This window comes from Reyranella sp. (genome assembly GCF_052439685.1).
GTDB lineage: Bacteria > Pseudomonadota > Alphaproteobacteria > Reyranellales > Reyranellaceae > Reyranella.
In genome coordinates, this window is the sequence record NZ_JBQVQG010000009.1 from 79,016 (window position 1) to 103,795 (window position 24,780).

At 66.9% G+C, this 24,780-nt stretch carries 23 protein-coding genes; 11 read left to right on the plus strand and 12 right to left on the minus strand.

What is annotated here, in order from left to right:
• Window positions 1–28 precede the first annotated feature (28 nt).
• Together ACT6UX_RS14045 and ACT6UX_RS14050 are read left to right on the plus strand one after the other, a co-directional pair.
• The gene (locus ACT6UX_RS14045; protein ID WP_444775776.1) at window positions 29–592 is read left to right on the plus strand and encodes an SspB family protein; all 564 of its coding nucleotides are present in this window, start codon (window positions 29–31) and stop codon (window positions 590–592) included.
• Between the two features lie 67 nt (window positions 593–659).
• Window positions 660–2,276, plus strand: coding sequence for a fumarate hydratase (locus tag ACT6UX_RS14050; RefSeq protein ID WP_444775777.1), 1,617 nt, complete (start codon window positions 660–662; stop codon window positions 2,274–2,276).
• A 174-nt stretch (window positions 2,277–2,450) separates the two neighbouring features.
• On the opposite strand, the gene ACT6UX_RS14055 is transcribed toward ACT6UX_RS14050, so the two are convergent.
• Window positions 2,451–2,912 carry a hypothetical protein gene (locus tag ACT6UX_RS14055; protein WP_444775778.1) on the minus strand — a complete coding sequence of 154 codons (462 nt, stop codon included), beginning with the start codon at window positions 2,910–2,912 and terminating at the stop codon, window positions 2,451–2,453.
• A gap of 147 nt (window positions 2,913–3,059) precedes the next feature.
• On the opposite strand from ACT6UX_RS14055, the gene ACT6UX_RS14060 reads away from it, so the two are divergent.
• Window positions 3,060–3,740, plus strand: coding sequence for a VOC family protein (locus tag ACT6UX_RS14060; protein WP_444775779.1), 681 nt, complete (start codon window positions 3,060–3,062; stop codon window positions 3,738–3,740).
• Between the two features lie 21 nt (window positions 3,741–3,761).
• Here the strand turns inward: ACT6UX_RS14060 and ACT6UX_RS14065 are convergent, their stop codons facing one another.
• Together ACT6UX_RS14065 and typA are read right to left on the minus strand one after the other, a co-directional pair.
• On the minus strand, window positions 3,762–4,187 hold the full coding sequence (locus tag ACT6UX_RS14065) for a DUF6481 family protein (RefSeq protein ID WP_444775780.1): 426 nt from the start codon (window positions 4,185–4,187) through the stop codon (window positions 3,762–3,764).
• Window positions 4,188–4,197: 10 nt separating this feature from the next.
• Window positions 4,198–6,027: a translational GTPase TypA gene (gene typA / locus ACT6UX_RS14070; protein ID WP_444775781.1), complete on the minus strand. Its 1,830-nt coding sequence runs from the start codon at window positions 6,025–6,027 to the stop codon at window positions 4,198–4,200.
• Window positions 6,028–6,142: 115 nt separating this feature from the next.
• On the opposite strand from typA, the gene ACT6UX_RS14075 reads away from it, so the two are divergent.
• On the plus strand, window positions 6,143–6,367 hold the full coding sequence (locus tag ACT6UX_RS14075; protein ID WP_444775782.1) for a ribbon-helix-helix domain-containing protein: 225 nt from the start codon (window positions 6,143–6,145) through the stop codon (window positions 6,365–6,367).
• Here the strand turns inward: ACT6UX_RS14075 and ACT6UX_RS14080 are convergent.
• Both ACT6UX_RS14080 and ACT6UX_RS14085 read right to left on the minus strand, forming a co-directional pair.
• Window positions 6,354–7,184, minus strand: coding sequence for a nitroreductase family protein (locus ACT6UX_RS14080; protein ID WP_444775783.1), 831 nt, complete (start codon window positions 7,182–7,184; stop codon window positions 6,354–6,356). The two genes, ACT6UX_RS14075 and ACT6UX_RS14080, sit on opposite strands and share 14 nt — an antisense overlap.
• Before the next feature lie 8 nt (window positions 7,185–7,192).
• A complete protein-coding gene (locus ACT6UX_RS14085; RefSeq protein WP_444775784.1) occupies window positions 7,193–10,399 on the minus strand; it encodes an AsmA family protein in 3,207 nt (1,068 codons plus the stop codon).
• Between the two features lie 68 nt (window positions 10,400–10,467).
• On the opposite strand from ACT6UX_RS14085, the gene ACT6UX_RS14090 reads away from it, so the two are divergent.
• Window positions 10,468–10,656, plus strand: a complete 189-nt coding sequence (locus tag ACT6UX_RS14090; protein WP_444775785.1) for a DUF4169 family protein — start codon at window positions 10,468–10,470, stop codon at window positions 10,654–10,656.
• 156 nt (window positions 10,657–10,812) lie between these two features.
• Here the strand turns inward: ACT6UX_RS14090 and ACT6UX_RS14095 are convergent, their stop codons facing one another.
• The 4 genes from ACT6UX_RS14095 to ACT6UX_RS14110 all read right to left on the minus strand — a co-directional run bounded on the left by ACT6UX_RS14095 (window position 10,813) and on the right by ACT6UX_RS14110 (window position 15,517).
• Window positions 10,813–11,346, minus strand: a complete 534-nt coding sequence (locus ACT6UX_RS14095; RefSeq protein WP_444775786.1) for a winged helix-turn-helix transcriptional regulator — start codon at window positions 11,344–11,346, stop codon at window positions 10,813–10,815.
• A gap of 97 nt (window positions 11,347–11,443) precedes the next feature.
• Window positions 11,444–12,193: a Bax inhibitor-1/YccA family protein gene (locus ACT6UX_RS14100; RefSeq protein WP_444775787.1), complete on the minus strand. Its 750-nt coding sequence runs from the start codon at window positions 12,191–12,193 to the stop codon at window positions 11,444–11,446.
• A gap of 134 nt (window positions 12,194–12,327) precedes the next feature.
• Window positions 12,328–14,847: an ABC transporter permease gene (locus ACT6UX_RS14105; RefSeq protein WP_444775788.1), complete on the minus strand. Its 2,520-nt coding sequence runs from the start codon at window positions 14,845–14,847 to the stop codon at window positions 12,328–12,330.
• 10 nt (window positions 14,848–14,857) lie between these two features.
• Window positions 14,858–15,517: an ABC transporter ATP-binding protein gene (locus ACT6UX_RS14110; RefSeq protein ID WP_444775894.1), complete on the minus strand. Its 660-nt coding sequence runs from the start codon at window positions 15,515–15,517 to the stop codon at window positions 14,858–14,860.
• An 87-nt stretch (window positions 15,518–15,604) separates the two neighbouring features.
• Here ACT6UX_RS14110 and ACT6UX_RS14115 point away from each other — a divergent pair, with 87 nt between their 5' ends.
• From ACT6UX_RS14115 to ACT6UX_RS14125, 3 genes are read left to right on the plus strand one after another with little or no spacing between them, the layout of a single operon-like run.
• Window positions 15,605–16,309 (plus strand): arylesterase, encoded by a 705-nt coding sequence (locus ACT6UX_RS14115; RefSeq protein ID WP_444775789.1) that lies wholly within the window; start codon window positions 15,605–15,607, stop codon window positions 16,307–16,309.
• The gene (gene thpR / locus ACT6UX_RS14120) at window positions 16,275–16,820 is read left to right on the plus strand and encodes an RNA 2',3'-cyclic phosphodiesterase (protein WP_444775790.1); all 546 of its coding nucleotides are present in this window, start codon (window positions 16,275–16,277) and stop codon (window positions 16,818–16,820) included. The genes ACT6UX_RS14115 and thpR overlap by 35 nt, the downstream gene beginning before the upstream one ends.
• 21 nt (window positions 16,821–16,841) lie before the next feature.
• Entirely contained in the window at window positions 16,842–17,417 is a 576-nt protein-coding gene (locus tag ACT6UX_RS14125; protein WP_444775791.1) for a hypothetical protein, read from the plus strand.
• 35 nt (window positions 17,418–17,452) lie between these two features.
• On the opposite strand, the gene ACT6UX_RS14130 is transcribed toward ACT6UX_RS14125, so the two are convergent.
• Entirely contained in the window at window positions 17,453–18,496 is a 1,044-nt protein-coding gene (locus ACT6UX_RS14130) for a phosphotriesterase family protein (protein WP_444775792.1), read from the minus strand.
• The gene (locus tag ACT6UX_RS14135) at window positions 18,493–19,500 is read right to left on the minus strand and encodes a Bug family tripartite tricarboxylate transporter substrate binding protein (protein WP_444775793.1); all 1,008 of its coding nucleotides are present in this window, start codon (window positions 19,498–19,500) and stop codon (window positions 18,493–18,495) included. The genes ACT6UX_RS14130 and ACT6UX_RS14135 overlap by 4 nt, the downstream gene beginning before the upstream one ends.
• A 54-nt stretch (window positions 19,501–19,554) precedes the next feature.
• Here ACT6UX_RS14135 and ACT6UX_RS14140 point away from each other — a divergent pair, with 54 nt between their 5' ends.
• Complete coding sequence (locus tag ACT6UX_RS14140) at window positions 19,555–21,705, plus strand: N,N-dimethylformamidase beta subunit family domain-containing protein (protein ID WP_444775794.1); 2,151 nt, start codon at window positions 19,555–19,557, stop codon at window positions 21,703–21,705.
• Here the strand turns inward: ACT6UX_RS14140 and ACT6UX_RS14145 are convergent.
• Window positions 21,689–22,174, minus strand: a complete 486-nt coding sequence (locus ACT6UX_RS14145) for a low molecular weight protein-tyrosine-phosphatase (protein ID WP_444775795.1) — start codon at window positions 22,172–22,174, stop codon at window positions 21,689–21,691. The genes ACT6UX_RS14140 and ACT6UX_RS14145 overlap by 17 nt on opposite strands.
• A gap of 35 nt (window positions 22,175–22,209) precedes the next feature.
• On the opposite strand from ACT6UX_RS14145, the gene ACT6UX_RS14150 reads away from it, so the two are divergent.
• Together ACT6UX_RS14150 and ACT6UX_RS14155 are read left to right on the plus strand one after the other, a co-directional pair.
• The gene (locus ACT6UX_RS14150; protein WP_444775796.1) at window positions 22,210–22,944 is read left to right on the plus strand and encodes an NAD-dependent deacylase; all 735 of its coding nucleotides are present in this window, start codon (window positions 22,210–22,212) and stop codon (window positions 22,942–22,944) included.
• Window positions 22,945–22,970: 26 nt separating this feature from the next.
• Entirely contained in the window at window positions 22,971–24,764 is a 1,794-nt protein-coding gene (locus ACT6UX_RS14155) for an acyl-CoA dehydrogenase family protein (RefSeq protein WP_444775797.1), read from the plus strand.
• The last annotated feature ends 16 nt before the right edge of the window (window positions 24,765–24,780 follow it).

Sequence of the window (24,780 nt, forward strand, 5' to 3'; positions counted from 1 at the left end):
CGATGCTTTCACAAATTTCCGACAGGCCATGAACGATCGCTTTCACTACGACGCTCTCGTCGACGATGCGCTGCGCAGCGTCGTACGACGCGTGCTGACTCAGGTCGCGGAAACGGGACTGCCGGGCTCGCACCATTTCTACATCAGCTTCCGCAGCAACGATCCCGGCGTGGAATTGCCGGACTATCTGCGCGCCAAGTATCCCGATGAAATGACCATCGTGCTGCAGCATCAGTACTGGGACCTGATCATCCGCGAGGACGATTTCGAGGTGATGGTCAGCTTCAACAAGCAGCAGGAGCGCATAAAGGTCCCGTTCGCCGCGCTCTCGGCCTTCGTCGACCCCTCGGTTCGCTTCGGCCTCCAGTTCGACCGCCGCGACAAGGAAACGGGCGAGAAGGTCTTGGCCGGGAAGCCCGAAGGCGCGGCCGAGCCGACACCACTGCCGGTGCCGGAGAAGCGGCCAGCGCCGCCCGTGGCGGAAGGCGAGACGACCGCCGAGGCTGAGGGCGAGTCTCCGACCGGCGAGGGGGCCAAGCCCGAGGATGCGGCTTCCAAGGTCGTCAAGCTCGACAGCTTCCGAAAGAAGTAGGTAGACGCCGCGGCCCGGCTGCGGCAGGAAACCGGCGCCCCGACAGGGTCGCCAGGAGAGAAGACGCATGCCCGAGTTCCAGTTTCAGGAAATGTTCCCGAGCCACGAGGACACGACGCCCTACCGCAAGCTCACCTCTGACTTCGTCGGCACCACCAAGTTTAACGGCCGCGACGTGCTCACCGTCGCGCCGGAGGCCCTGACCACCCTGACGGCCGCGGCCTTCCACGACATTTCCCACCTGCTGCGCCCGGGCCACCTCCAGCAGCTCCGCAACATCCTCGACGACGGCGAGGCCTCGGCCAACGACCGCTACGTGGCGCTCGAACTGCTGAAGAACGCCAACATCTCGGCCGGCGGCGTGCTGCCGATGTGCCAGGACACCGGCACCGCCATCGTCATGGCCAAGAAGGGCCAGGCGGTGTGGACCGGCGGCGGCGACGAGGAAGCGATCGCCAAGGGGGTCTACAAGACCTACACCGAAACCAATTTGCGCTATTCGCAGGTCTCGCCGCTGTCGATGTTCAAGGAAGTGCAGACCGGCACCAACCTGCCGGCGCAGATCGACATCTATGCGACCGACGGCGACGCCTACAAGTTCCTGTTCGTCGCCAAGGGTGGCGGCTCGGCCAACAAGACCTACCTGCACCAGCAGACGCCGGCCGTGCTGAACGAAGCCTCGCTGCTCAAGTTCCTCGACACCCAGATCCGCACGCTCGGCACCGCCGCCTGCCCGCCCTACCATCTCGCCATCGTGGTCGGCGGCACCTCGGCGGAGATGAACCTCAAGACGGTGAAGCTCGCCTCGACGCGCTACCTCGACGACCTGCCCGGCGAGGGCAACAACAAGGGCGTCGCCATCCGCGACCGCGAGATGGAGCAGAAGGTGCTCGAGCTCACGCGCCAGATGGGCATCGGCGCGCAGTTCGGCGGCAAGTATTTCTGCCACGACGTGCGCGTGATCCGCATCGCCCGCCATGGCGCCTCGGTGCCGATCGGCATCGGCGTCTCCTGTTCGGCCGACCGCCAGGCCGTCGGCAAGATCACGAAGGATGGCGTCTTCCTCGAACAGCTCGAGCACAATCCGGCGCAGTTCCTGCCCGAGATCGAACCGGCGCAGCTCTCGGGCGACGTCGTCTCGGTCGACCTGAACAAGGGCATGGCCCACACGCTCTCGGTGCTGACGAAGCATCCGGTGAAGACCCGCGTGAACCTCAGCGGCACGCTGATCGTGGCGCGCGACTCCGCCCACGCCAAGCTCAAGGAGCGGCTCGATCGCGGCGAGGGCCTGCCGGACTATTTCAAGCAGTTCCCGGTCTACTACGCCGGCCCCGCCAAGACGCCGACCGGCATGGCGTCGGGCTCGTTCGGTCCGACCACGGCCGGCCGCATGGACTCCTACGTCGATCTCTTCCAGGCCAATGGCGGCTCGATGGTCATGCTGGCCAAGGGCAACCGCAGCAAGCAGGTCGTCGACGCCTGCCGCAAGCACAAGGGCTTTTACCTCGGCTCGATCGGCGGCCCCGCCGCGATCCTGGCGCAGGACGTCATCAAGAAGGTCGAAGTGCTGGAGTATCCCGAGCTCGGCATGGAAGCGATCTGGCGCATCCAGGTCGAGAATTTCCCGGCCTTCATCATCACCGACGACAAGGGCAACGATTTCTTCAGCGACCTGAAGATCTGACGGTTACCGCCGCTTTCGATCGGGCACAGGCTGAAAGAAGAAAGCCTCCGTCGTCTCGACCGGAGCCGAGCGCAGCTCGGCGTAGTGGAGAGACCTTTTTTCACGACTTGCCGGCTTGCGTGGAGAGCAGGTCTCTCCACTCCGCACCTCGCTGCTCTGGTCGAGACGACGGACTTATGAAGATTGCCTTCTGTCGATCCAGACGGCGCCGGTGCGGGCGTTAATGACGTGCAGCCAGGGGCCATGGCACCCAAGGACGCGGAAGCTCTCCGCGTCGCCGTCGGACATCACCAGCATCCTGCCCATCGGTCCCGGCTGGCTGTAGAGCGCGCGGCTCGCCTCGACATCCACCCAGAGCTGGTCCGCCGGTACCCAGCCATCGAATTGCGGAGCGTCCGCAATCGCGATGTGTGCCCAGCCGCTCTGGCCGCCGGACAGGATGAGCGCAGTGTCCCTCCGAAGCGCCCCGATCTCGGGCGAGAACAGCGTCGGCCCCGACCTCACCGCGAGCATGTCGCCCGACGGCAGGAGCGGATGGACATCGGTTTGCGAGCACGATCCGGGCGGGCCGGTTCTGGCGTCGACCGAACGCTCGACGACGGCAAAACCGGCCAGCACGGCAAGCGTGCCGATCATGGCGCGAATCATCGACAGCCCTTCCCGCAATGTGCCGGCTGCCCCCCGGCAGCCGGCCCCCCACCGCCGTCTTTCTAGGATCACGGTGCAGCGGAGTCGCGGCAGGGTTTGTAAGAATTGTTTTCCGGCCTGCGCTACACTTCCGCCATGAACCTCGCCAAACAGCATCTCGACGTCGGCCTGTTCTCGAACAAGCGCGACGAGCAACTCGCCTTCTGGCAACAGACGGTCGGCCTGCCCTACGACCACATGGGCAAGCTGGGCGGCGGCATGCAGCAGCACCGCCACCACATGAACGGCTCGATCCTGAAGATGAATCATGCGCGCGGCCCCCTGCCCGACGTGCCCCCCTCCGGCATCCTCGCCCTCGAGATCGCACGCGAGGGGCTGACGGCGCCGCAGCCGCTCGCCGATCCGGACGGCAACAAGGTGACCCTGGTGCCGAAGGGCCTGGCCGGCGTCGATGGCATCGCCATCCTGCTGCGGGTCAACGATCCGGCCGCGCACGACCGGTTCTGGACGCATGCGATGCAGTTCGAGCGCGCAGGCGAAGGCCGCTATCGCTGCGGCGACTCGCTGATCGTGGTGGCCGAGCGGGGAAAGGTCGAGAGCGCTGTCGGCCAGTGGCGCGGCCCCGGCTATCGCTACATGACGGTGCAGGTGTGGGATTGCCTGGCCGAGTATGCCGGCATCCTGGAGCGAGGCGGCACCTCAGGGGGCGAGCCGCGCGTGCTGGGCGAGACGGTGCGCTATGCGTTCGTCTGCGATCCCGACGGCAACCACATCGAAATCAGCCAGCGCGCCTCGCTGACGGGCGGGACGCTTTAGGCATCCCGCCGGCTTGGAGGCTTAGCGCTTGCCCTTTCGGGCCTTGCGGGCGGCGTAGCGGGCGTCGCGAGCGGCCTTCTGCTCGGCCTCGGTCAGCACCGGCTTGGCAGCGGCGCGCCGGGCGGCACGCTCGGCCTCCGCAGCTTCGGCCGCCGCAGCAGCTTCTGCTGCCGCTGCTGCAGCCTCTGCGGCCGCTTTTGCTGCTGCCGCTTCGGCCGCTTCCTTTGCCGCCGCCAATTCGGCGGCGATGCGCGCGTCTTCCAGCCGCTTGGCTTCCCGGCGCTCGGCCTCGCGAGCCTCGCGGGCGGCCGCGATGGCGGCGCGCTCGGCCTGCTTCTTGATCAGTTCCGGATCGTTGGCCTTGGCCTTGGCCTTCTCGAGCAAGGCCTGCTTGGCCGCCGCGGCGGTCGCGAGGCGATCGCCGAAATCCACGTTCCTGCCGCTCATGTCCTAGTCTTTACTCCGCCGCCGCAGCGGCCTGCTTCTTGGCCCGCTTGCGGTCCTCGGCATTGAGGAAGCGCTTGCGCAGCCGGATCGATTTCGGGGTGATCTCGACGAGTTCATCTTCCTCAATATAGGCGATGGCCTGCTCGAGCGACATCTTGCGCGGCGGCGTGAGGCGGACGGCCTCGTCCTTGCCGGCGGCACGAATGTTGGTGAGCTGCTTGCCCTTGAGGACGTTCACTTCGAGGTCGTTGCCGCGGCTGTGCTCGCCGATCACCATGCCCATGTAGACGGGCACGCCGGGCTCGATGAACATCGGGCCGCGATCCTCGAGATTCCACATCGCGTACATCACCGCGTTGCCCGCGGCATTGGCGATCAGCGCACCGTTGCGGCGGCCGGCGATCGGGCCACGATAGGCGCCATATTCGTGGAACAGGCGGTTCATCACACCGGTGCCGCGCGTGTCGGTCAGGAACTCACCGTGATAACCGATCAGGCCGCGTGACGGTGCGTAGAACACTAGGCGGGTCTTGCCGGCGCCCGACGGGCGCATGTCCTGCAGCTCGCCCTTGCGCAGCGAGATCTGTTCGACGACGGCGCCGGTATAGGCATCGTCGACGTCGATCACGACTTCCTCGATCGGCTCCTGGCGCTGGCCGGTGACCGGATCCGTTTGGAACAGCACGCGCGGACGGCCGACGGCGAGTTCGAAGCCCTCGCGGCGCATCGTCTCGATCAGCACGCCGAGCTGCAATTCGCCGCGACCGGCGACTTCGTAGGAATCGGCGTTCTCTGTGTCGCTGACGCGGATCGCGACATTGCCTTCCGCCTCACGCATCAGGCGCGCGCGGATCATGCGGGTCGTGACCTTATCGCCTTCGGTACCGGCGAGCGGCGAGTCGTTCACCATGAAGGTCATGGCGAGAGTCGGCGGATCGATCGGCTGCGAGGTGATCGGCTCGGAAATCGTCATATCACCGATCGTGTCGGCCACGGTGGCGACCTTCATGCCGGCAATGGCCACGATATCGCCGGCCTCTGCCGATTCGAGCGCCACACGCTCGAGCCCGCGGAAGGCCAGGATACGCGTGATGCGCGTCTGCTCGAGTTCCTTGCCGTCGCGGGCCAGCGCCTTGACCATCGAGTTGGGCTTGATCGAGCCCGACAGGATGCGGCCGGTGAGGATGCGGCCGAGGAAATTGTCGGCCTCGAGCGTCGTCACCAGCATGCGGAACGCCGGATCGGGATCGACCTTCGGCGCCGGCACGTGGTTCACCAGCAGCTCGAACAGCGGCGTCATGTCCGTGTGCTCGGCCTCGAGCGAGGTCGCAGCCCAGCCCTGGCGGGCCGAGGCGAAGAGCGTGGGGAAGTCGAGCTGCTCGTCGGAAGCCTCGAGCGCGGAAAAGAGATCGAAGACCTCGTCGTGCACTTCGTGGGCGCGGGCGTCGGAACGGTCGACCTTGTTGATCAGCACGATCGGCTTCAGGCCGAGGCGCAGCGCCTTGCCCAGCACGAACTTGGTCTGCGGCAGCGGCCCTTCGGCGGCGTCGACCAGGAGCACGACTCCGTCGACCATCGACAGGATGCGCTCGACCTCACCGCCGAAGTCGGCGTGGCCCGGCGTGTCGACGATGTTGATACGGGTGCCATGCCATTCGACCGAAGTCGCCTTGGCGAGGATGGTGATACCCCGTTCGCGTTCGAGGTCGTTCGAATCCATGGCGCGCTCGGCCACCTGCTGGTTCTCGCGGAACGTGCCGCTTTGCTTCAGCAGGCAATCGACCAGTGTGGTCTTGCCATGGTCGACGTGCGCGATGATCGCGACGTTACGGATTTCCATAATGATGTGTCCGGAGGGGTTGATTGGGCGCGCTTATACGCACGCTCTGTGACGGCGGCAAGGCAGCATGCGGAGGCGTGTTGCCGCTGCCGGGGCCTGCTGCCACAGTCCCGTCATGCGTAAACGCTCGGTCACGATCGACGGCCACCACACCAGCGTATCGCTGGAAGATGCCTTCTGGACCGAGCTTTCAGCCCTCTCCGAAGCGCGCGGCCTGTCGCTGAACGCCCTGGTCGCGGAGATCGACCGCGGGCGCGGCCAGGACCAGACCAATCTCTCGAGCGCGCTGCGACTTCATGTGCTGCAGGAACTGAAGCGGCGCACGATCAGTCGAGATTGAAACCCTTCGCACGCACGAATGCGCCGAAATCGGCGCGCTCCGGAACCGAATATTGCCGCGCCTTGTCCTCGGACCAGCCATAGGCGGCGTCTTCGCCAAATTTCTCCACGAAACGTTGTGTTTTGTACGGCTGGGTCTCGTTGCGGCGCCGGTCATAGGCCTCGATTTTTTCCCGAATCCCGGCCTCGTCGTAGCGGTCACGATGAATCGACACGTCGAGCCCCAGGCGCGGGCTCATCACGCCCTCGAAGGACGGCCAGCCGACACCGAGCCCAGCCACCGGGAAGACATGCTGGGGCAGGCCCAGCACCTCGGAGACGCGGGCCGCCTGGTTGCGGATCTGGCTGATCGGGCAGGTCCCCAGCCCGACCCGGTCGGCTGCGGCGATGAAGGTGGCGAGCACGACGCCGGCATCGACGGCGGCATTGAAGAACGGGTCGAGATGGTCGTTCACGAACGGCCGGCCGCGCCAGTCGAACAGCAGCCGGTGCCGGCGGTTGTTGCCGCAGAAGACCAGCAGCGCTGGACCGGCGGCGGCCCACGGGTTCTCGGGGATCAGGGCCTGGAGCTTCTCGCGTTGCGCCTTGTCGGTGACGATCACGATGTCGGCCTGCTGCAGGTCGCTCTTGGAGGGCGCCGACAGCGCCACGGCGCACAGCGTGTCCAGCAGCGCCGGATCGAGCGGCTTGTCGGAATAGCGCCGGACGACGCGGCGGTTGGCCATCTCGGCCAGGACCTCGACCCCCTTCGGGGCCTCCGACAACGCGGGCGCGGAACCGAACCGCGCCTTCAGCACGGACTTCAGACGATCAAGCACGGGAACTCCTAACGGCCGAAAATATTGGGGATCGGAATGTTGGGGATCAGCGAGCGCTGCTGGCCGGGCAGGATCTGCTCCAGCTGCTGCAGCTGTTGCGCGCCCGGCAGCGTGCTGGCCATGCCCGGCGGGTCCTTGGCGCTGCCGCGCGAGACGCCGAGCGACGGCGAGGACATCGCGCCCCGTGCGGTCGTGATCAGGTAGGGCGCGGACCCGTCCTCGGCGATGTAGAAATTGACCGTCGTGTCGGTGGTCGAGGCGCCGAGATTGGTGCGGGTCGAGATCCGCGCCGTGGCGCGATTGCCTTGCACCGCCAGCCCCTTGTCGGTCAGCACGCCGCCCGCGATGTCGACATGGCCCGAGATCGGGCTGTCGTGGTTGACGAAGCGATTCAACACCAGCGAGATCGCGTTCAGCATGCTGGTGGGCGACATTCCGCGCTGGCCGACGGCGCCCAGCACATTGCCCAGGGTCTGGTCGATCACCGTGCTGGCGGCGCCCGCCGCCACCGAGCCCAGCATCTGCAGCGCCTTGTCGGCACCGACGAAGATGTGCCCGCCGAGCTGCGCGCCGCCCGCCATCGACGCCCTGATCTGCTCGGCGGTCGTGCCGCTGCCCCGCAGGGTGATGCCGTTGGCATTGAGCTTGCCGTCGATCGTCACCTTGATGGCGCCGCCGAACTGGTTGGAGCCGGAGGTGCTGCGCAGCATCTCACCCAGGATGATGCTGTTGGCATCGCCCTTGAAGTCGAGAGACAGCGCCGGCCGGGTGGCATTGACGGTGCCTGCGAGGGCCAGTGAGCCGCCAAAGAGCGAGCCCTTGAAATGCTGCACCGTCAGGATGCCATCCTTCAGCGAAGCCGCGAGGTCGGCATTGCCGATGCGCAGCGGCGAACTGACCAAGGTGCCGGCCACCAGCTTCAGCGAGCCGTCGATGCTGCGCAGCGCCGCCGTGTCGATCGGCTTGGCGGCCGCCTGGCCTCGCGCGGCCGGTCGCGCAGGCCCTCCCCCGCTGCCGCCGATCCGGTCGAGATCGAGCACGCCCGCGCGCAGGTCGGCATTTACGGTCGTGCGGCCGGTCAGGCGGGCATCGATCGAACCGTCGAGCGCCTGGCCGTTCAGCACCAGGTTGCCCTTGTAAGCGGCCGACTGCGGGGCCCCCTTCGACGCACCCGGCAGCGCCAGGGTGCCGGTCGCCTTCACGCTCTGCCCCATGGCAGTGACATTGAGATCGCGCAGGGTGAGCTGTTCGATCGTACCGGCGACGCCGCCACTCGCGCTCACCGCGCCGAGATCGGCCGGCCCGGTGGTGCCGGCGACCTTCAGCACGCGGCTCATGTCGGGCGCCTCGAAATTGAAGGCGATGTCGGCCCGCGGCTGCGGCGCCGCATAGTTGGCGACGGTGCCGCGCACCGCGAGACGGGCGCCCCCCAGGTTCGACACCTTGACGTCGTTCACCCGCAGCGTGCTGCCCTGCAGCGCGACGTCGACATCGACCCCCTGGATCGTCTCCTTGTTGTAGATGAGCCGGGCCACCTTGGCCTTGAGCCCGACCGTGGGGCCGGCCACGGCGAGTGCCGACGGCGGCGCAGAAGCTCCGGAGGCAGCGGCAGGCTTCTGCCGCGCCGCGACCGGGACCAGGAAGGAATCGAGGTCGAGCGTCTCGAGACTGACGCTGGTCACGATCGACAGCGGCACGGTGAAGGTGACCGTCACGCCGCCGCTGCCCTTGAGGTCGTCGAGTTCGAAGACGGCGTCGCTCACCTGGACGTTGCCGCCGGTCGAGGACATGCGGCCGCGCAGGCTGAGTTTCTGCAGCTTGGAGGGCGGCACCGACGACAGGTCGACGGCGAGCCACGAGAGCGTCTCGCGCAGCTTGGGCCCGACCAAGCTGAACTGCCCGGTGACGCCAGGGCGCGCGGCGTCACCCGTCAGGGTCGACTGCGCCTGCAGGACCATCTCGCCCGGCAGCGTGGCCGTGAGCTTCGGCACCGCGACGGCGCCACTCTTGGCATCGATCTCCAGCACGACGTTGCGGACCGGCTGCTTGTTGTAGATCACCTCGCCGATTTCGAAGGCGACCTTCGCCGTGAGATCCCCAAGGTAGCTCTGCGACGCCGCTGCGGGCGCGCTGGCTTGCGCCGCAGCGGGAGCGGCGGCCATTGCAGCTGGCGCGGGCTGCTGGATCGCCGCCAGCCAGCGGTCGAGGTCGAGCTTCGGCACGGCGAGCTTGCCCTCGACGGCGAGCTTTGGCTTCAGCGCGACCGAAAGCGATCCCGAGCCGCTGTCCTGGCCCAGGGCGATCTTGAAATCCCGTGCGGCAAATGCCGTCTGGGACATGTCGACGGCTCCGTCGAAGCTGAACTTGCCGGCGAGCAGCGCCGGCAGCGGAGGCTCGGGCTGGCCCGCGAGCTTGACCAGCGTGCCGACGAAGGTCTTGAGGGACTCGGCCGAAGCGGAGGCTGAGCCGGAAACCTTGGCCGCCGCGCCGAGCTCGCTCAGCGTGCCCTTGAAGCTGAGCTTTCCGCCGCCCGCCTGCAGGGCGAGGTCGGCGGTGTGCCCATTGGCGCCCCGCGCACCGACGGCGAGATCGAGCCGCAGCGGCGCACCGTTGACCGCGGCATCGCCCGCCAGCGAATAGGGACCGTCGATCGAGCCGACCGAAGCGGTGAAGTTTGCCTTTTCCGCGATCACCGATACGCCCGCCTTCGAATCACTGAAGATCAGCGTGCCGTCGTCGATGGTGAGGCGGCCCAGCGACAGCGGCCGCGGTGAGCTCGGCTTGGCCGCAGCGGGCTTCGCTTCGGCGACCGACGGTGCGAACTCCCAGTTCGGCTTCCCCTCGGCATTGATCTCCAGCACGATCTTGGGTTCGACCAGCGTCACTTCGCTGATTTCGATGTTGCCGCCCAGCAGCGCCAGCAGCGACGGCTTCACGGTGACCGACTTCACCTCGACCATGTTGGCGTTCTTGGAGCCGGCCACGTTGAAGAACTTCACGCCGGTCACGCTGACGGTCGGCGTGGGGAAGAGCGACAGCGAGATCGGGCCATCGATCACGAGGTTGCGGCCAGTCGCCATCTTCACCTGGGAGACGATGAGCGGCTTGTAGGAATTGACGTCGATCAAGGCAGGCAAGGCCACGAGGGCTGCGACCAGCAGCGCGACGATGCCGCCGCCGCCGATCAGGAGACGCTTGCGGGTTCTTGATGTCATGAGCAGGGCTCCCCGGTCCGGCGCCGCAAGACTAGCGCATCGACTGCAGGCGCGGCATAGAGAAATCCATGGCCGAAATCGTCAACCTGCGACGCGCCCGCAAAGACAAGGCGAAACGCCAACGCGAGACGGAAGCCGACGCGAACCGCCGCCGCTTCGGCCGCACGCGCGTAGAGAAGGACGCGGACAAGGACGCCGCCGACCGCGCCGCGCGTCTGATCGACGGCAAGAGGCTCGAGCCCGAGACGAAGGACTGAATACCAACATCTCGACCGAAGCCGAGGGCAGCGAGGCGTAGCGGAGACATCTTCTCTACAGCCAGCCGGCCTTTGGTGGCGCGAATGTCTCTCCACTCCGCGCGGAGCCTGCCCCGAGGCATTCGGGGGGCGCTCCGGTCGAGACGACGGATTTTGCTACCGCGCCGGCCGATTGAGCGCCAAACGCTCGAAGAAGGTGCGCGTGCTCTCATCGGCGCCCGGTCCCGCCACCGCGCGCACGTTGGTGAGTTCGAGGCGGCGGCCGCTCTCGGCATCGATCAGCACCGGTTCGAGCGGGCGATTGTCGGCGCGATCCACCAGGTCCATCGGCTTGCCGCCGCGCGCGGCGGGGCCGAATCGGTCACCCCATTGCTTCAGCCCGACGATGACGGTGAACAGCGCCGCTCCCTTCTCGGTGAGACGGTATTCGTGGCGCAACGGACGCTGGCGATAGGCGGTCTTGCGAAAGATGCCGGCCTCCACGAGCTTCTTCAGCCGCGCGGTCAGCACGTTGCGCGCGATGCCGAGATTTTCCTGGAAGTCGTCGAAGCGGCGAACGCCATAGAAGGCGTCGCGCACGATGAGAAGCGTCCACGGCTCGCCGACGATGTCGAGCGCCGCAGCGATCGAGCAATTCATCTGTTCGTAGGAGGTCCGCCGCATCCCGAAAGTATAGGGCGGCAGGCGCACGGCGCAATCTTGGGAGATGGTCCCGCCCCCTCCGAAAGCAGAACGCCCGGGTCTTTCGACCCGGGCGCCCTTGGACTGTCTCGATGGTTCAGGCGAGCTAGTCGCGCGACTGCCCCAGGAAGCTCATGAGGAACTGGAACAGGTTCACGAAGTCCAGGTACAGGCTGAGCGCACCGAAGATAGCGACCTTCTCAACCATGTCCGTGCCCCAGGCCTCGGAATACTGCTCCTTGATCTTCTGGGTGTCGTAGGCGATCAGGCCCGAGAAGATCAGCACGCCCGCGGCGGAGATGATGAAGCTCATCGTTCCCGACGGCCAGATCATGTTGACGAGGCCGGCCAGGATCAGGCCGATCACGCCCATGAACAGGAACTTGCCCATCGCCGTGAGGTCACGCTTCGTCGTGTAGCCATAGAGGCTGAGCGCACCGAAGGCGGCGGCCGTCACGAAGAAAGTGCGCGCGACGCTGGCGCCGGTGTAGCGGAACAGCAGCAGCGACAGGCTGACGCCCATCAACGCCGTGACCGCCCAGTAGACCGCCTGCACCGACATCACGCTCATCTGCGCGGCGCGGAACGAGGTCAGGAGCAGCAGGCCGAGCGGAGCAAAGATCGCGATCCAGCCCAGCATGTTCAGGCCGACGACGCGACCCGACTGAACCTGGAAGAACAGGCTGGCGAGTTCCGGCGAGCTGAACAGGCCGAAGGCCACGATGCCCGACAGCGCGAGCCCCGAAGCCATGTAGTTGTACACGCGCACCATGTGGGCGCGCAGACCGACATCGAACGACGCCTGGTCGGCAACGGTGCCGGCGCGATTAAAGGTGCCGAAGTTCGGATTTACCATCTGGTTCAAGCCTCCAAGGGGGCCACGTTTGCCGAGCCCCTTCGACGAGTAATCTGGGGTTACAGATCGACTGAATCAATAGCCAAGTAGCGCGAAGGGATTCCAATTTGGGCCCCTGCCGGAGAATAATTAGTTCACTCATTGCGCAACAAGGCAAGCGGTCTTTGCCGCATGGCCGCCAAACTTCCCGCCAGCCCGAAGGCCAAGGTGAGCGCCATCGCCCCCACGGCGACCGCCACCGCGACCGTCGGCAGGAACGTCCATTCGAGGTTCATGAGGCGGCGCACCACGAGATAGGCGGCCAGCGTCCCCACACCGAGCGCCGCCGCTGCGGTCGCGAGGCCGAGGAAGGCGAACTCCCAGGCGAAGGTCCCGGCGATGCGAGCGCGGGTGGCGCCCAGCACCTTCATGACCACCGCCTCGTGGACACGGCGGCGCTGGGTGGCGAGCATGGCGCCCGCCAGCACGAGCACGCCGGCCAGGATGCTGAGGAGGCCGATCACCCGGCTGGCCAGCCCGATATTGCCCAGCACGCCGGCCGCCGTCTCGATGGCGTCTCGGATGCGCACGACGGTGACGTTGGGAAACTGGTCGGTGACGGACTTGAAGATCGCATCCTCGGCCTCGGGCGTCGATTTCACCGTGGCGAGGAAGGTGTGCGGCGCCTTGTCGAGCGTGCCGGGCGAGTAGACGAACACGAAATTGATGGCGAGCGTCGTCCATTCGATGCGCCGCAGCGAGGCGATTTTCGCTTCGATGTCGCGCCCCAGGACGTTCACGGTGATGCTGTCGCCCAGCCCCAGGCCGAACTGGTTGGCCAGATTCTCGTCGAACGAGATGAGCTGTGGCCCGCGATAGTCGGCCGGCCACCATTCGCCGGCGACGATGCGGGAGCCCTCGGGCGGGGTCGCCGAATAGGTCACGCCGCGATCGCCCTCGACCGCCCAGCGCGCGTCGGACGGCACCGCGATCTCGCTCACCGGCTTGCCGCCGATCTTGACGATGCGGCCGCGCAGCGACGGTACCTTGTCGAGCGGCCCGGCGCCGGGGATGGCAGCGATCGCCTTCTCGAAGGCCGGCATCTGGCTCGACTGGATGTCGACGAAGAAGAAGGCCGGGGCGTCGCCGGGAATGCGCTGGGTGAGCTGTTCGCGCAGATTGCCCTCGATCAGGGCCGTCGCCACCAGCACGGTGAGGCCGAGCCCCAGCGACAGCATGACGATGGGCGTTGGTGCGCCCGGCCGGTGCAGGTTGGCGAGCGCCAGCCGGAGCGCGGCGAATTTGGGCTTGCCGATCCGGGCGGCGCCCAGCATCAGCAGCCGCGCCAGGAGAGGAAAGGCGATGAAGGCGCCAACCGAGCCCAGTACGAAATAGGCCGCGATGCGGCGGCTGTCGGCGGTGAAGATCGTGAAGGCCGCCAGCCCGACCGCCGCGGCGCCCAGCACCAGGGCGTCGCGCCAGGCCAGCCGACCGCCTTGCTGGACCACGGCGCCGCGCATCAACGTCGCCGCCGAGACGCTGCGGGCGCGCATCAGCGGCACCAGGGCGAACAGGAGCGAGACCAGCAGGCCGAAGCCCGCGGCGGTCGCCAGCGGTCCGGCATAGAGCGCGACCCGCGCGCGGACCGGCAGCACGTCGGCGATCGCCGACTGGGCGACGAACGGCAGAGCCGCGCCGAGCATCAGGCCGATGCCGACGCCCAGCGCCGCCAGCGCCGCGAGCTGGATGAAGTAGGTCGTGAAGACCAGCCTCTCCGGCGCGCCCAGGCACTTCAGGGTCGCGATGGTGCGCAGTCGCGCGGCGAGGAAGCTCGAGACGGCATTGCCCACGCCCACCCCGCCGACCAGCAGCGAGGCGAGGCCGATCAGGCCGATGAACTGCGTCAGCCGGTCGAGCCAGAACCGGATGCTGCCGCCGGCATCGTCGAGGCCCCTCACCCGCCAGCCGGCGTCGGGGAAGCGGGCCTTCAGCGCCGCGATCACCGCCTTGTCCGAGCGGCCGGGCGGCAGGCGCAGACGATATTCCCAGGTGAGCAGGCTGCCCGGCTGAACGAGACCCGATTCCAGGGCGGCATCGAGCGGGATCATCAGGCGCGGCCCCAGGCTCGCGAAGGCATTGAGGCCGCGGTCGGGTTCGCGCGCGATGATGCCGCGCACTTCCACCGCCGTGTCGCCGACCTTCAGCATGTCGCCGGGCGCCATGTTCATGCGGCGCAGGGCCGATTCCTCGACCGCGGCGCCCCAGATGCCGTCGCGCTTGCCCAGCGCGTTGGCCAGCGTGCCGCCATCGGCCATCTCGAGCTTGCCATAGAGCGGATAGGCCGGTTCGATGGCCTTGAGCTGAACCAGGGTCGGGCGCCCGTCGGGCTTGGTCGGTCGCGCCATGGCGCGGCTGTCGAGCCAGCGTACGAATTCGCCCTGTTCGCGCATGAAGGCGATCTGCTCCGGCGTGGCCTCGCGATAGAGCAGCGAGATCGCGACGTCGCCGCCCAGGATCTCGCGCGCATCGGCGCGCAGCCCTTCCTCGATGGCGCGGCTGAACGACAGGATTGCCGCGATGGCGCCGACGCCCAGCGCCAGGCAGGCGATAAACAGACGGAAACCGCCGAGGCCGCTGCGCATCTCGCGGCGGGCGAGGCGAAAGGCGAGGTTCATGGAAACGTCGTCACTGCGCGGCGAGCGCGCGCAGGCGATCGTCCGCCACCAGCAGCCCGTCGGCGATGCGCAGCACCCGGTCGCACCGCTCGGCGAGGCCCATATCGTGCGTGATCAGGATCAGCGTCGTGTTGTCGGTGCGCGCGACCTCGAACAGCAGATCCATCACCTGCCTGCCGGTGGCGCCGTCGAGATTGCCGGTCGGTTCGTCGGCCAGCATCAGCTTGGGTCGGCCAACGAAGGCGCGAGCCACGGCCACGCGCTGCTGCTCGCCGCCGGACAGCTGCGCGGGATAGTGGCCGATGCGATGGCCGAGCCCGACCCTCTTCAGCGCCGCTTCCGCGAGATCGAACGCATCGGAGCGGCCGGCGAATTCGAGCGGCAGCGCCACGTTTTCGTGCGCCGTCATGGTCGGAATGAGATGGAAGCCCTGGAACACAATGCCGATATGGTCGCGGCGCAGCCGCGCCCGGTCGTCGTCGCCCATGGGGCCGAGATCGTTGCCGGCGACCTCGACCCGGCCCGACGTCGCGCGCTCCAGCCCGCCCGCCACCATCATCAGGCTCGACTTGCCGGCACCCGAAGGCCCCACCACCGCCGCAATCTCGCCGGGCGCGATGTCGAGAGTGACGCCGCGCAGGATATTGACCGTGCCGGCATCGCTCGCCATGTCGAGATGCACGTCGGTCAGGCGAACGATCGGAAATTGTGCGATGGGAAGCGGCTCGGCCAAGCAGGCTCCTGGGACAGGCGGAGAATGAAACTGCAAAATCGATATGGTGGTTTTACGGCGACGGTCAATTCGCGGATCGCGGCATTCCTGGCGCTGATCCTGTGCCTTGCGGCCGTGACGGCGCCCGCGAACGTCCATGCACAAAGCGAGCCGATAAAACTCGCGATCCTGGGCGACAGCCTGGCCGCGGGCTACGGCCTCGCCCCGGCGCAGGCCTTTCCCAACCGCCTGCAGGCGGCGCTGAAGGACAGGGGCCGCAACGTCACCGTCATAAACCACGGCGTTTCGGGCGACACGACGATGGGCGGCCTCGAGCGCATCGACTGGATGCTGGCCGACAAGCCCGACATCGTGATGGTCGAGCTGGGCGGCAACGACATGCTGCGCGCCCTCGATCCGGCAGCCACCGAGCGCAATCTCGATGCCATCGTCGACAAACTGAAACAGGCGGGCACGACCGTCTGGCTGGTCGGCATGATGGCGCCGCGCAACTTCGGGCCGGAATACGTCAAGCAGTTCGACGTGATCTACAAGAAGATCGCCGACAAGCACGGCGTGCCGCTCTATCCCTTCTTCCTCGACGGCGTGGCCCAGGATCCCGCGCTCAACCAGCCCGACGGCATCCATCCCAACGCCAAGGGCGTCGACGTCATCGTCGAGCGCATCCTGCCCTTCGTGACCAAGAATCTCGACGATGCCGCGCCTGTTCGTCGCCCTGCCCGTCCCTGACGAGATCGCCGATGCGCTTTCGGCGCTGCAGTCAGGCGTACCCGACGCGCGCTGGGTGCCGGCAGAGAACCTGCATGTCACGCTCTGCTTCGCAGGCGAGGTCCAGGGCGGCACGATGCGCGACTTCGAGGAGGAATTGGCCGACATCGAAGGTCCGCCCTTTTCGGTGTCGATCGCCGGCGTCGACCAGTTCAGCAACGGCAAACAGCCGCGCGCCCTGGTGGCCCTCGTCGAACGCAGCGAACGCCTCGACTGGCTGCAGCAGAAGGTGACCACGGTCGCGCGCAACTGCGGTATCGAAGTCGAACGCCGCAAGTACCGCCCGCATGTCACCCTGGCGCGCTTCCCCGCTGGCGGCGAAACCGGTCATCACATCGCGCAGTTCATGGCGAGCCACGGCACGTTCCGCCTGGAACCGTGGGTGGCCGAGCATTTCACCCTCTATTCGAGCCGCACCGGCCGTGGCGGACCGATCTACACGGCCGTGGCGACCTACGACCTGACGTTCTGACGGGAGGCAGAGGAAAACAGCATGCTAAAACTGCTGCTCGCTCTTTGTCTGTTCTCATATGCGGGCGCCGCGATCGCTCAGCCACTTGATCTCGATGTGATCGCCAGGCAGCCAGGAACAGAAGTGATCAAGGGCCGGGCAAAGGACGGGACGGAGATCGTCACGATCAAGCGTGCCGGAGTCGAGGTGATCATCCAAGGTGACAAGGAGATAAGCATCGACGGATCCGGCCCTGCCGTCCTCTGCATCTGGAGCCTCGCGGTCGAGACCCAGATCGCGGCAGACCTCTGCTACCCGAGCGAATATGCGCAGCTTAGCAAGATGCTTTCTGACTACGTCGACGCCGCAAACAACTTCATCGTCGCCAACAGCCTCCGTCCGGTCAGCAAAGCCGAGTTGGAAAAGGCCATAGCGGAACGCAGAGCGAAGGTGGCTGCCGGGGTCGAAAGGTACGGCGTGCCCTCAGCGCAGAGGAGCTTCTGCCAAGGCCAGGGACAACTTCTCAGTGCCTGGAATAAGGAACCCGAGAAGTTTCGACAGGAACTCTGGCAAGGCCTCGCCGTGCCGCGACCGCCAGCGAAAAATCCCTGCCTCTGATGGCGCTTGACGCCCAGCCCGTATTGTAACCAGCGTCACACGAACGTCAGCAGCCGCCGCGGGTTGTCCACGAGGATCGCGTCGATCTCGGCCTCGCTATAGCCGCGCTTCTGCATCATCGGAACGACGTTGCGGAAGATGTGGCCGTAGCCATGGCCGCCGAAGCTCGCGAGCCGGGTGCGGTAGCAGATGTCGTGGCTGATCACGACGCGTTCCAGATGGCCGGCCTCGATCAACGCGCGGATCAGCTTGAGCCGCGTCGCGTCGTTGGGCATGTCGATATCGGAGAGGCCGTAGTAGCTCGATTCCTGGCCGAACAGATCGAACTCCACCGTGATGCCGGAGTCGGCGAGCTTCAGGAGCCGCGGCTCGTCGAACACGGTGCGGTCGATGTGGCTGATGACGATGCGTTCGGTCGGAAAGTCGGCCGCTTTGGCGAAGTCGGCGATCTCCTGCGGCTGGTCGGGATCGCGACCGGGATGGACGTTGATCGACGCGCCGGTCTCGGTGGCGGCAATGAACGCGCCCTGCATCACGCGCTTCTCGGTGTCGGTCCACGGTGCCTGGCAGCCGATCTCGCCGATCATGCCGGCGCAGACGTCGGTGCCCCAGGCGCCGTCGTGGATCTGGCCAATCATCTCGGCGGCGAAGTCGTCGACCGTGCGGTCGTGATTCTTCGGGTCCTGGTAGTCGTTCACGTAGTAGCCGCAGCCCATCACCAGATGGACGCCGGTGCCAGCCGCGATGCGGCGCAACCCGTTCGGATCGGGCGAGAGGCCGCCGCACGATAGTTCGACGATGGCGTCGCCGCCTTCGTGCTTCATCATCGCCACCTCGCGGGTGGCGATGTCCTCGAGGTCGAGCATGTACTTGCGGCCGGCGCGCTTGAGGCCGCGGCCGTAGTTGATCTGCCAGACATTCTCCAGGGTGATCTCGGGGCCGAGATCGTTGTCGGAGCGCGTGCCGGGCGGGCGGATGTCACAGAGTACATGCTCGTGCATCAGCGTGCGGCCAAGCTTCTCGGGCTCGATCGGCCCGAGAACGGTCTGGATCTTTCCCTTCAGCTCGGGACGGCTCATTGCGGCTCCAGCTTTGCGGCCTCGACGACCTTCTTCCACTTCACGTACTCGGTCTGCATGTGCTTGGCGAGGTCCTCCGAGGAGCCGCCCAGCTCGGCGGCGCCGGCGTCGCGGATCTTCTTGATGACGTCGGGCTGCTTGGACGCCTTCACCAGCTCGTCCGAGAGCTTCTTCACGATCTCCGGCGGCGTGCCGGCCGGCGCCGCGACGTACCACCAGGGCGCGGCATCGAAGCCTGCGAAGCCCTGCTCGGCGATGGTCGGCGTGTCCGGCAGCGAGAACCAGCGCTTGCCCGAGCTGACGCCCAGTGCCCGCAGCGCCCCCGACTGGATGTGCGGCAGGTAGGGCGGGAGGTTGTCCATGGTGCTGGGGATGTGCCCGGCCAGCAGATCCTTCAGCACCAGCGAGCTGCCGCGATAGACGACGTGCTCGACCTTGAAACCGGCCAGCGACTGGAAATATTCCATGGCGAGATGACCAGTGCCGCCGACTGCGGGCGAGCCGAAGCTCACCTTGTTGGGGCCCTGCTTCTTGCAATACTCGACATATTCCTTGGCCGTCTTCACCGGCATGTCGGGATGCACCGCGAGCACGTTGGCGACCTCGCCGAACAGGGCGACCGGCGCGAAGCTCTTCACGCTGTCGTAGGGCATATTCTTGTAGAGGAACTGGTTGGTGACGGCCGTGCCGACCGTACCCAGCAGCAGCGTGTAGCCGTCGGCCGGCGACTTGGCGACGATCTCGGCCCCGACATTGCCGCCGGCGCCGCTCTTGTTGTCGACCACAAAGGTCTGGCCCCAGACTTCCTGGAGGTGCGCCGAGGCGATGCGGCCCAGCAGGTCGGTCGTCCCGCCGGGTGCGAAGGGCACGACCACGCGGACCTGCTTGTTCGGGTAGGTCGACTGCGCCCAGCCGTGGCGCGCCAGCATCGGGGCGGCGAGAGGAACGGCGACGGCCCCGGCGATGAGAGTACGGCGCCCGATTGTCTTGTTTGTCTTGGACATAGCAAAGCTCCCTGATTTCAGGCGACTATATCGCCCGGCAATTGGGAGATAAATGTGACCGCAGCGTTGATCGGCTACTCGGACCGCATCTCGGTACGGAGCGGCGAGAAGATTTCCTTCAAGGTCTCGAGCGCGGGACCGACCCCCTACCATGCCATGCTGGTCCGCATCGTACGCGGCGACCCCAATCCCGGCGGACCGCCGCCCAAGCTCGAAGACATGTCCGACCTCTTCGACGGCCGTTTCGCCTCGCGTATCCAGCATGCCTGGCCCGGCTCCTACGGTCTGGTCGAGAAGACGAAGGATGCAAGACTGCCGGCGGCACTCCAGGTCGAGGCGCTGATCTGGCCGACCCTGCCGGAGGATGGGCCGCAGACGGTGATATCGCACCGCGATCCAGCGACGGGCGCGGGCTTCGCCCTGGTCCTCACGCCCGACGGCATGGCACTGGAGACCGGCAAGGACCGCGTGGTCGTGGGCAAGAAGCTGCGGGGCCGCATCTGGTATCGCGTCTGGGCGAGCGCCGATCCCGAGACCGGCATCCTGCGGGTCGGCCAGCAGCCGCTCACGCGCGCCTTCGGCACCGACGACGAGGGCGAGGCGAGCGGCAAGGCTTCGTCTCCTGCCCTGGAGGTTGCGGCTCCGGTGATGATCGGCGCGGAGCCGGCGACCGACCGGCCGGCGCAGCGCTGCTTCAACGGCAAGATCGAGGCGCCGCACATCCAGGGATTCGCCGCCTGGGATTTCACCCGCCGCATGGACTCGATGGAGATCGAGGATACCGGCCCCAATGGCCTGCACGGGAAGCTGGTCAACCTGCCGACCCGCGCCATGAAGGGCTCGGCCTGGACCGGCGCTGAGCGCGACTGGCGTCGCGCGCCGCATCATTATGCCGCCATCCATTTTCACGACGACGATCTGCACGATTGCGGCTGGCTCGACGATTTCAGCCTGACCATCCCCAAGGAAATGAAGAGCGGCATCTACGGCATCCAGCTCACCTGCGGGAGCCACCGCGACGTCATCCCGTTCTTCGTGCGACCGCAGGTCGGCAAGCCGCAGGCCAAAGTCTGCTATCTCGCCTCGACCTTCACCTATCAGGTCTATTCCAACTTCTCGCGCGGCATGTTCGACGATGCCTTCCGCAAACGCGTCGCCGACTGGAAGGCCTATCCGAACAATCCCGACGAGCACGGCGACTACGGCCTGTCGACCTACAACCATCATCGCGACGGTTCGGGTGTGGCCTATTCCTCGCGGCTGCGCCCGCTGCTGACCTGGCGGCCGAACTTTCTCAGTTTCAACGACGAGGCCGGTTCCGGCCTGCGTCACCTGCCGGCCGACACGCATCTCACCGGCTGGCTCGATCGCATGGGCGTGGCCTTCGACGTGGTGACCGACCACGATCTCGACGAGAAGGGTGTCGAATTGCTCGCCTCGTACAAGGTCGTACTGACCGGCTCGCATCCGGAGTACCACACCGAGGGGACGCTCGACGCGCTGCAGGCCTACACCGAGACGGGCGGCCGGCTGATGTATCTCGGCGGCAACGGCTTCTACTGGCGGGTCGCGCTGTCGCCCAAGGTGCCCGGCGCCATCGAGGTGCGACGCACCGAAGGCGGCATCCGCACCTGGGCGGCCGAGCCGGGCGAATATTTTCACGCGTTCGACGGCGCCTATGGCGGCTTGTGGCGGCGCTCGGACCGGCCGCCGAATCTCCTCTGCGGCATCGGCTTCTCGAGCCAGGGCACCTTCGTGGGCGATTCCTACCGGCAGTCGCCGGCGGCGCGCGACAATACCCATGCCTGGGTGTTCGAGGGTGTGAAGGACGAGTTGTTCGGCGGCTACGGCTTCTCGGGCGGCGGCGCGGCGGGTTTCGAACTCGACCGGCTCGACCACCGGCTGGGCAGTCCGCTCAACGCCGTGGTTCTGGCCTCGTCGGAAGGGCACGACCGCCGGAACTTCGTCGTGGTCCACGAGGAACGGCTGGGCTTCACGACGACGATCCCCGGCCAGACCCTGGAACAGCTCATCCGCGCCGACATGACCTATATCGAGAAGCCGAACGGCGGCGCGGTGTTCTCCGTGGGCTCGATCACCTATTGCGGCAGCCTGCCCCACAACAAGTTCGACAACGACGTGTCGCGGCTCACCTTCAACGTGCTGAACCGCTTCGGTGAACTTGGCCTCAAATGGCCTTTCTGAGGTCGGATGCGAGATACGTGACGAGGCCGCGCGCGGCGGCCTCGATCATGCGGATCGCACGCTCATAGTCGTCGGCGGTTCCGCCGAACGGGTCGGCAATGTCGAGGACGCCGATCGGCGGCGCGTAGGTCATCAGAAGCTGCGGCCGGTCGGCGAGGTCGCGCGGCGCCAGCCAGCGCAGCTCGACGAGATGGGTGCGGGTCATCGCCAGGACGCAGTCGAAATGCCGGATATCCTCGCCCGTCACCTGGCGGGCCCGGATGCCGGAAATGTCGTAGCCGCGCGCCGCCGCCGCCTCGACGGCGAGCCCGGTCGGCGGCTGGCCGACATGGCTGGCGCCGGTGCCGGCCGAATCGATCTCGAGGGCGTCCGCGAGGCCCGCCTTCGACGCCAGGGCCCGGAACACGCCTTCGGCCATCGGCGAGCGACAGAGATTCGCGGTGCAGACGAACAGGACTCCAATGGTCATGGCCGCGGACACTAGCACGGCGCTAGATTGGCGGCATGCATCAGGATTTCTTCCCGCCCGGCATCGCCGTGCTGACCGGCGCCGGCATCTCCAAGGAAAGCGGGATCGACACGTTTCGCGACATCGACGGGCTGTGGAACAGGGTCAATCTCGAGGAGGTCGCGACCCTGGAAGCCTGGCACCGCGACAAGAAGAAGGTGCTCGACTTCTACAACGAGACGCGCGGCATGTTTCGCGCCGCTGGCGTTCACCCGAACGACGCCCACGAGGCGCTGGCCCGGCTGGAACGCGAGTATGAGGGTGAGGTGACGATCATCACCCAGAACATCGACCCGCTGCACGAACTGGCGGGATCGAAGCGGGTGATCCACATGCACGGCCGCGACGGCGAAATCCGCTGCATGAAATGCAAGACGGTGTTCGAGTCCGACCAGAACCTGACACCCGCCTCGGTCTGCCCCAGCTGCGGCGCGGTGGGCGAACTCAGGCCCGACATCGTTTGGTTCGGCGAGATGCCCATGCACCTCGAGGAAATCTACGCGGTGCTGGAGCGCTGCGGCCTCTTTCTCGCGATCGGCACGTCGGGCGAGGTCTATCCCGCCGCGGGCTTCGTCCTGCACGTGCGCCGCCACGCGCCGCGCGCCCGCACCGTCGAGCTCAATCTCGAACCGACCGACAACAAGAGCCTGTTCCACGAACACATCTATGGCCCCGCCACCGAGACCGTGCCGCCCTATGTGACGCGCGTGCTCACGCAGGGCTGGCGATAACAAGAAAAGACCAGACGGAGGAAACCATGCCCGACATGACCCACGGATTGAACGAAGGGCCGCACGGCGCCCATCACATCGCCACCGACGCACACGGCCAGAACTTCCATTCGATCGACCGGCAGTTCCAGGACCTGATGCGGCTCTACATGGAGCCCGGCCTGCTGCGGCAGATGACGCCGCATTTCGAGCGCCTGGGCGAGCTGGCCGGCGGCCGGCTCGACGCGCTGGCGATGGTCGCCGACAAGCATCCGCCGGTGCTGCAGCCGCGCGACCGTTTCGGCCGCGACGAGGACTGGATCGACTACCATCCCGCCTATCGCGAGATGGAGAAGATCGCCTTCGAGGAATTCGGCATGCACGCGATGAGCCATCGCGCCGGCGTGCTCGGCCTGGCGGAACCCGCCCATCCGCTGGTGAAGTACGCCATCACCTATCTGTTCGTGCAGGGCGAGTTCGGCCTGATGTGCCCGGTGTCCGTCTCCGACACGTCGAACTTCATCATCAAGCGCTACGGCTCGCCCGAGCTCAAGAAGCTGCTGCTCGACCGGCTGCTCAGCCAGGATCCGGCGACGATGCTGAAGGGCACGCAGTTCATGACCGAGAAAGCCGGCGGCTCCGACGTCGGCGCGCTGGAGACCGAGGCCGAGCGGGTGGGCATCGGCCCCGACGGTGTCGAGCGCTGGAAACTCTACGGCCAGAAATGGTTCTGCAGCCATGCCGACGCCGATGTCGCGGTGATGCTGGCGCGGCCGCGCGGCGCGGCCCCCGGCACATCGGGCCTCGGCCTGTTCGCCCTGCCGCGCCGCCTCGAGGACGGCAGCCGCAACAGCTACCGGATCGTGCGTCTCAAGGACAAGCTCGGCACGCGCTCGATGGCCTCGGGCGAGATCATCCTCGACGGCGCCACCGCCTATCTCGTGGGCGACGTGAACCGCGGCTTCAAGCAGATGATGGAACAGGTGAACCTGTCACGGCTGAGCCACGGGGTGCGCGCCGCCTCGATGATGCGCCGCTGCCTCAACGAGGCGCTGGCCGCCGCGCGCGGCCGCCGCGCCTTCGGCAGCGCCATCGCCGAGTATCCGTTGCTGCGCCGCCAGCTCATGAAGATCATGCTGCCGACCGAGCAGGCACTGTCGATGTTCGCCTTTTCGGCTGACGCGATGGGCCGGGCGGATAAAGGCGACAAGGACGCCGCCAACCTGCTGCGCATCCTGACGCCGGTCTACAAGTTCCGCGCCTGCCGCGACAACATTCCGGTCGCCAGTGCCGCGCTCGAGGTCAAGGGCGGGCTGGGTTACATTGAGGAATGGGTGACGGCGCGGCTGGTGCGCGACGCGCAGATCGGTACCCTGTGGGAGGGCACGTCGAACATCAACGCCCTCGACGTGGTGCAGCGCGCCGTCGGCAAGGCCGGCGGCCACAAGACGCTCTCCGCCGCGCTGAAGGCCAAGTACGAGCCGAGCGGGGCCCTCCCCGGCCAGTACAAAGGGCTGCTCGGCGCCACGCTCGACCGCGTCGAACGCTTCGTCGAGGCGGTCGCCGCCGATCCCAAACAGGAAAAGCGCTCGCGCCTCGCCGCCGGCGCCCTCTATCACGCCACGACCGCCGCGCTGCTCGCCTGGGAAGGTGCCACCCTCGGTGCCAAAGGCGGCGACGCCCGCCGCCTCCTCCTGTCGCGCCTGGTCATCGAACACCGCCTCGCCCCGCAGGACCCGCTGTCGCTCGGCGAGTCCGGCTGGGAGGAAGAGGCCATCAAGCTCCTCCTCGACGATGCGCCGGTGCCGCTGGCTAAGGCGGTAGCGCTGACAACCGCATAAAGGTCCTTAGGGACCT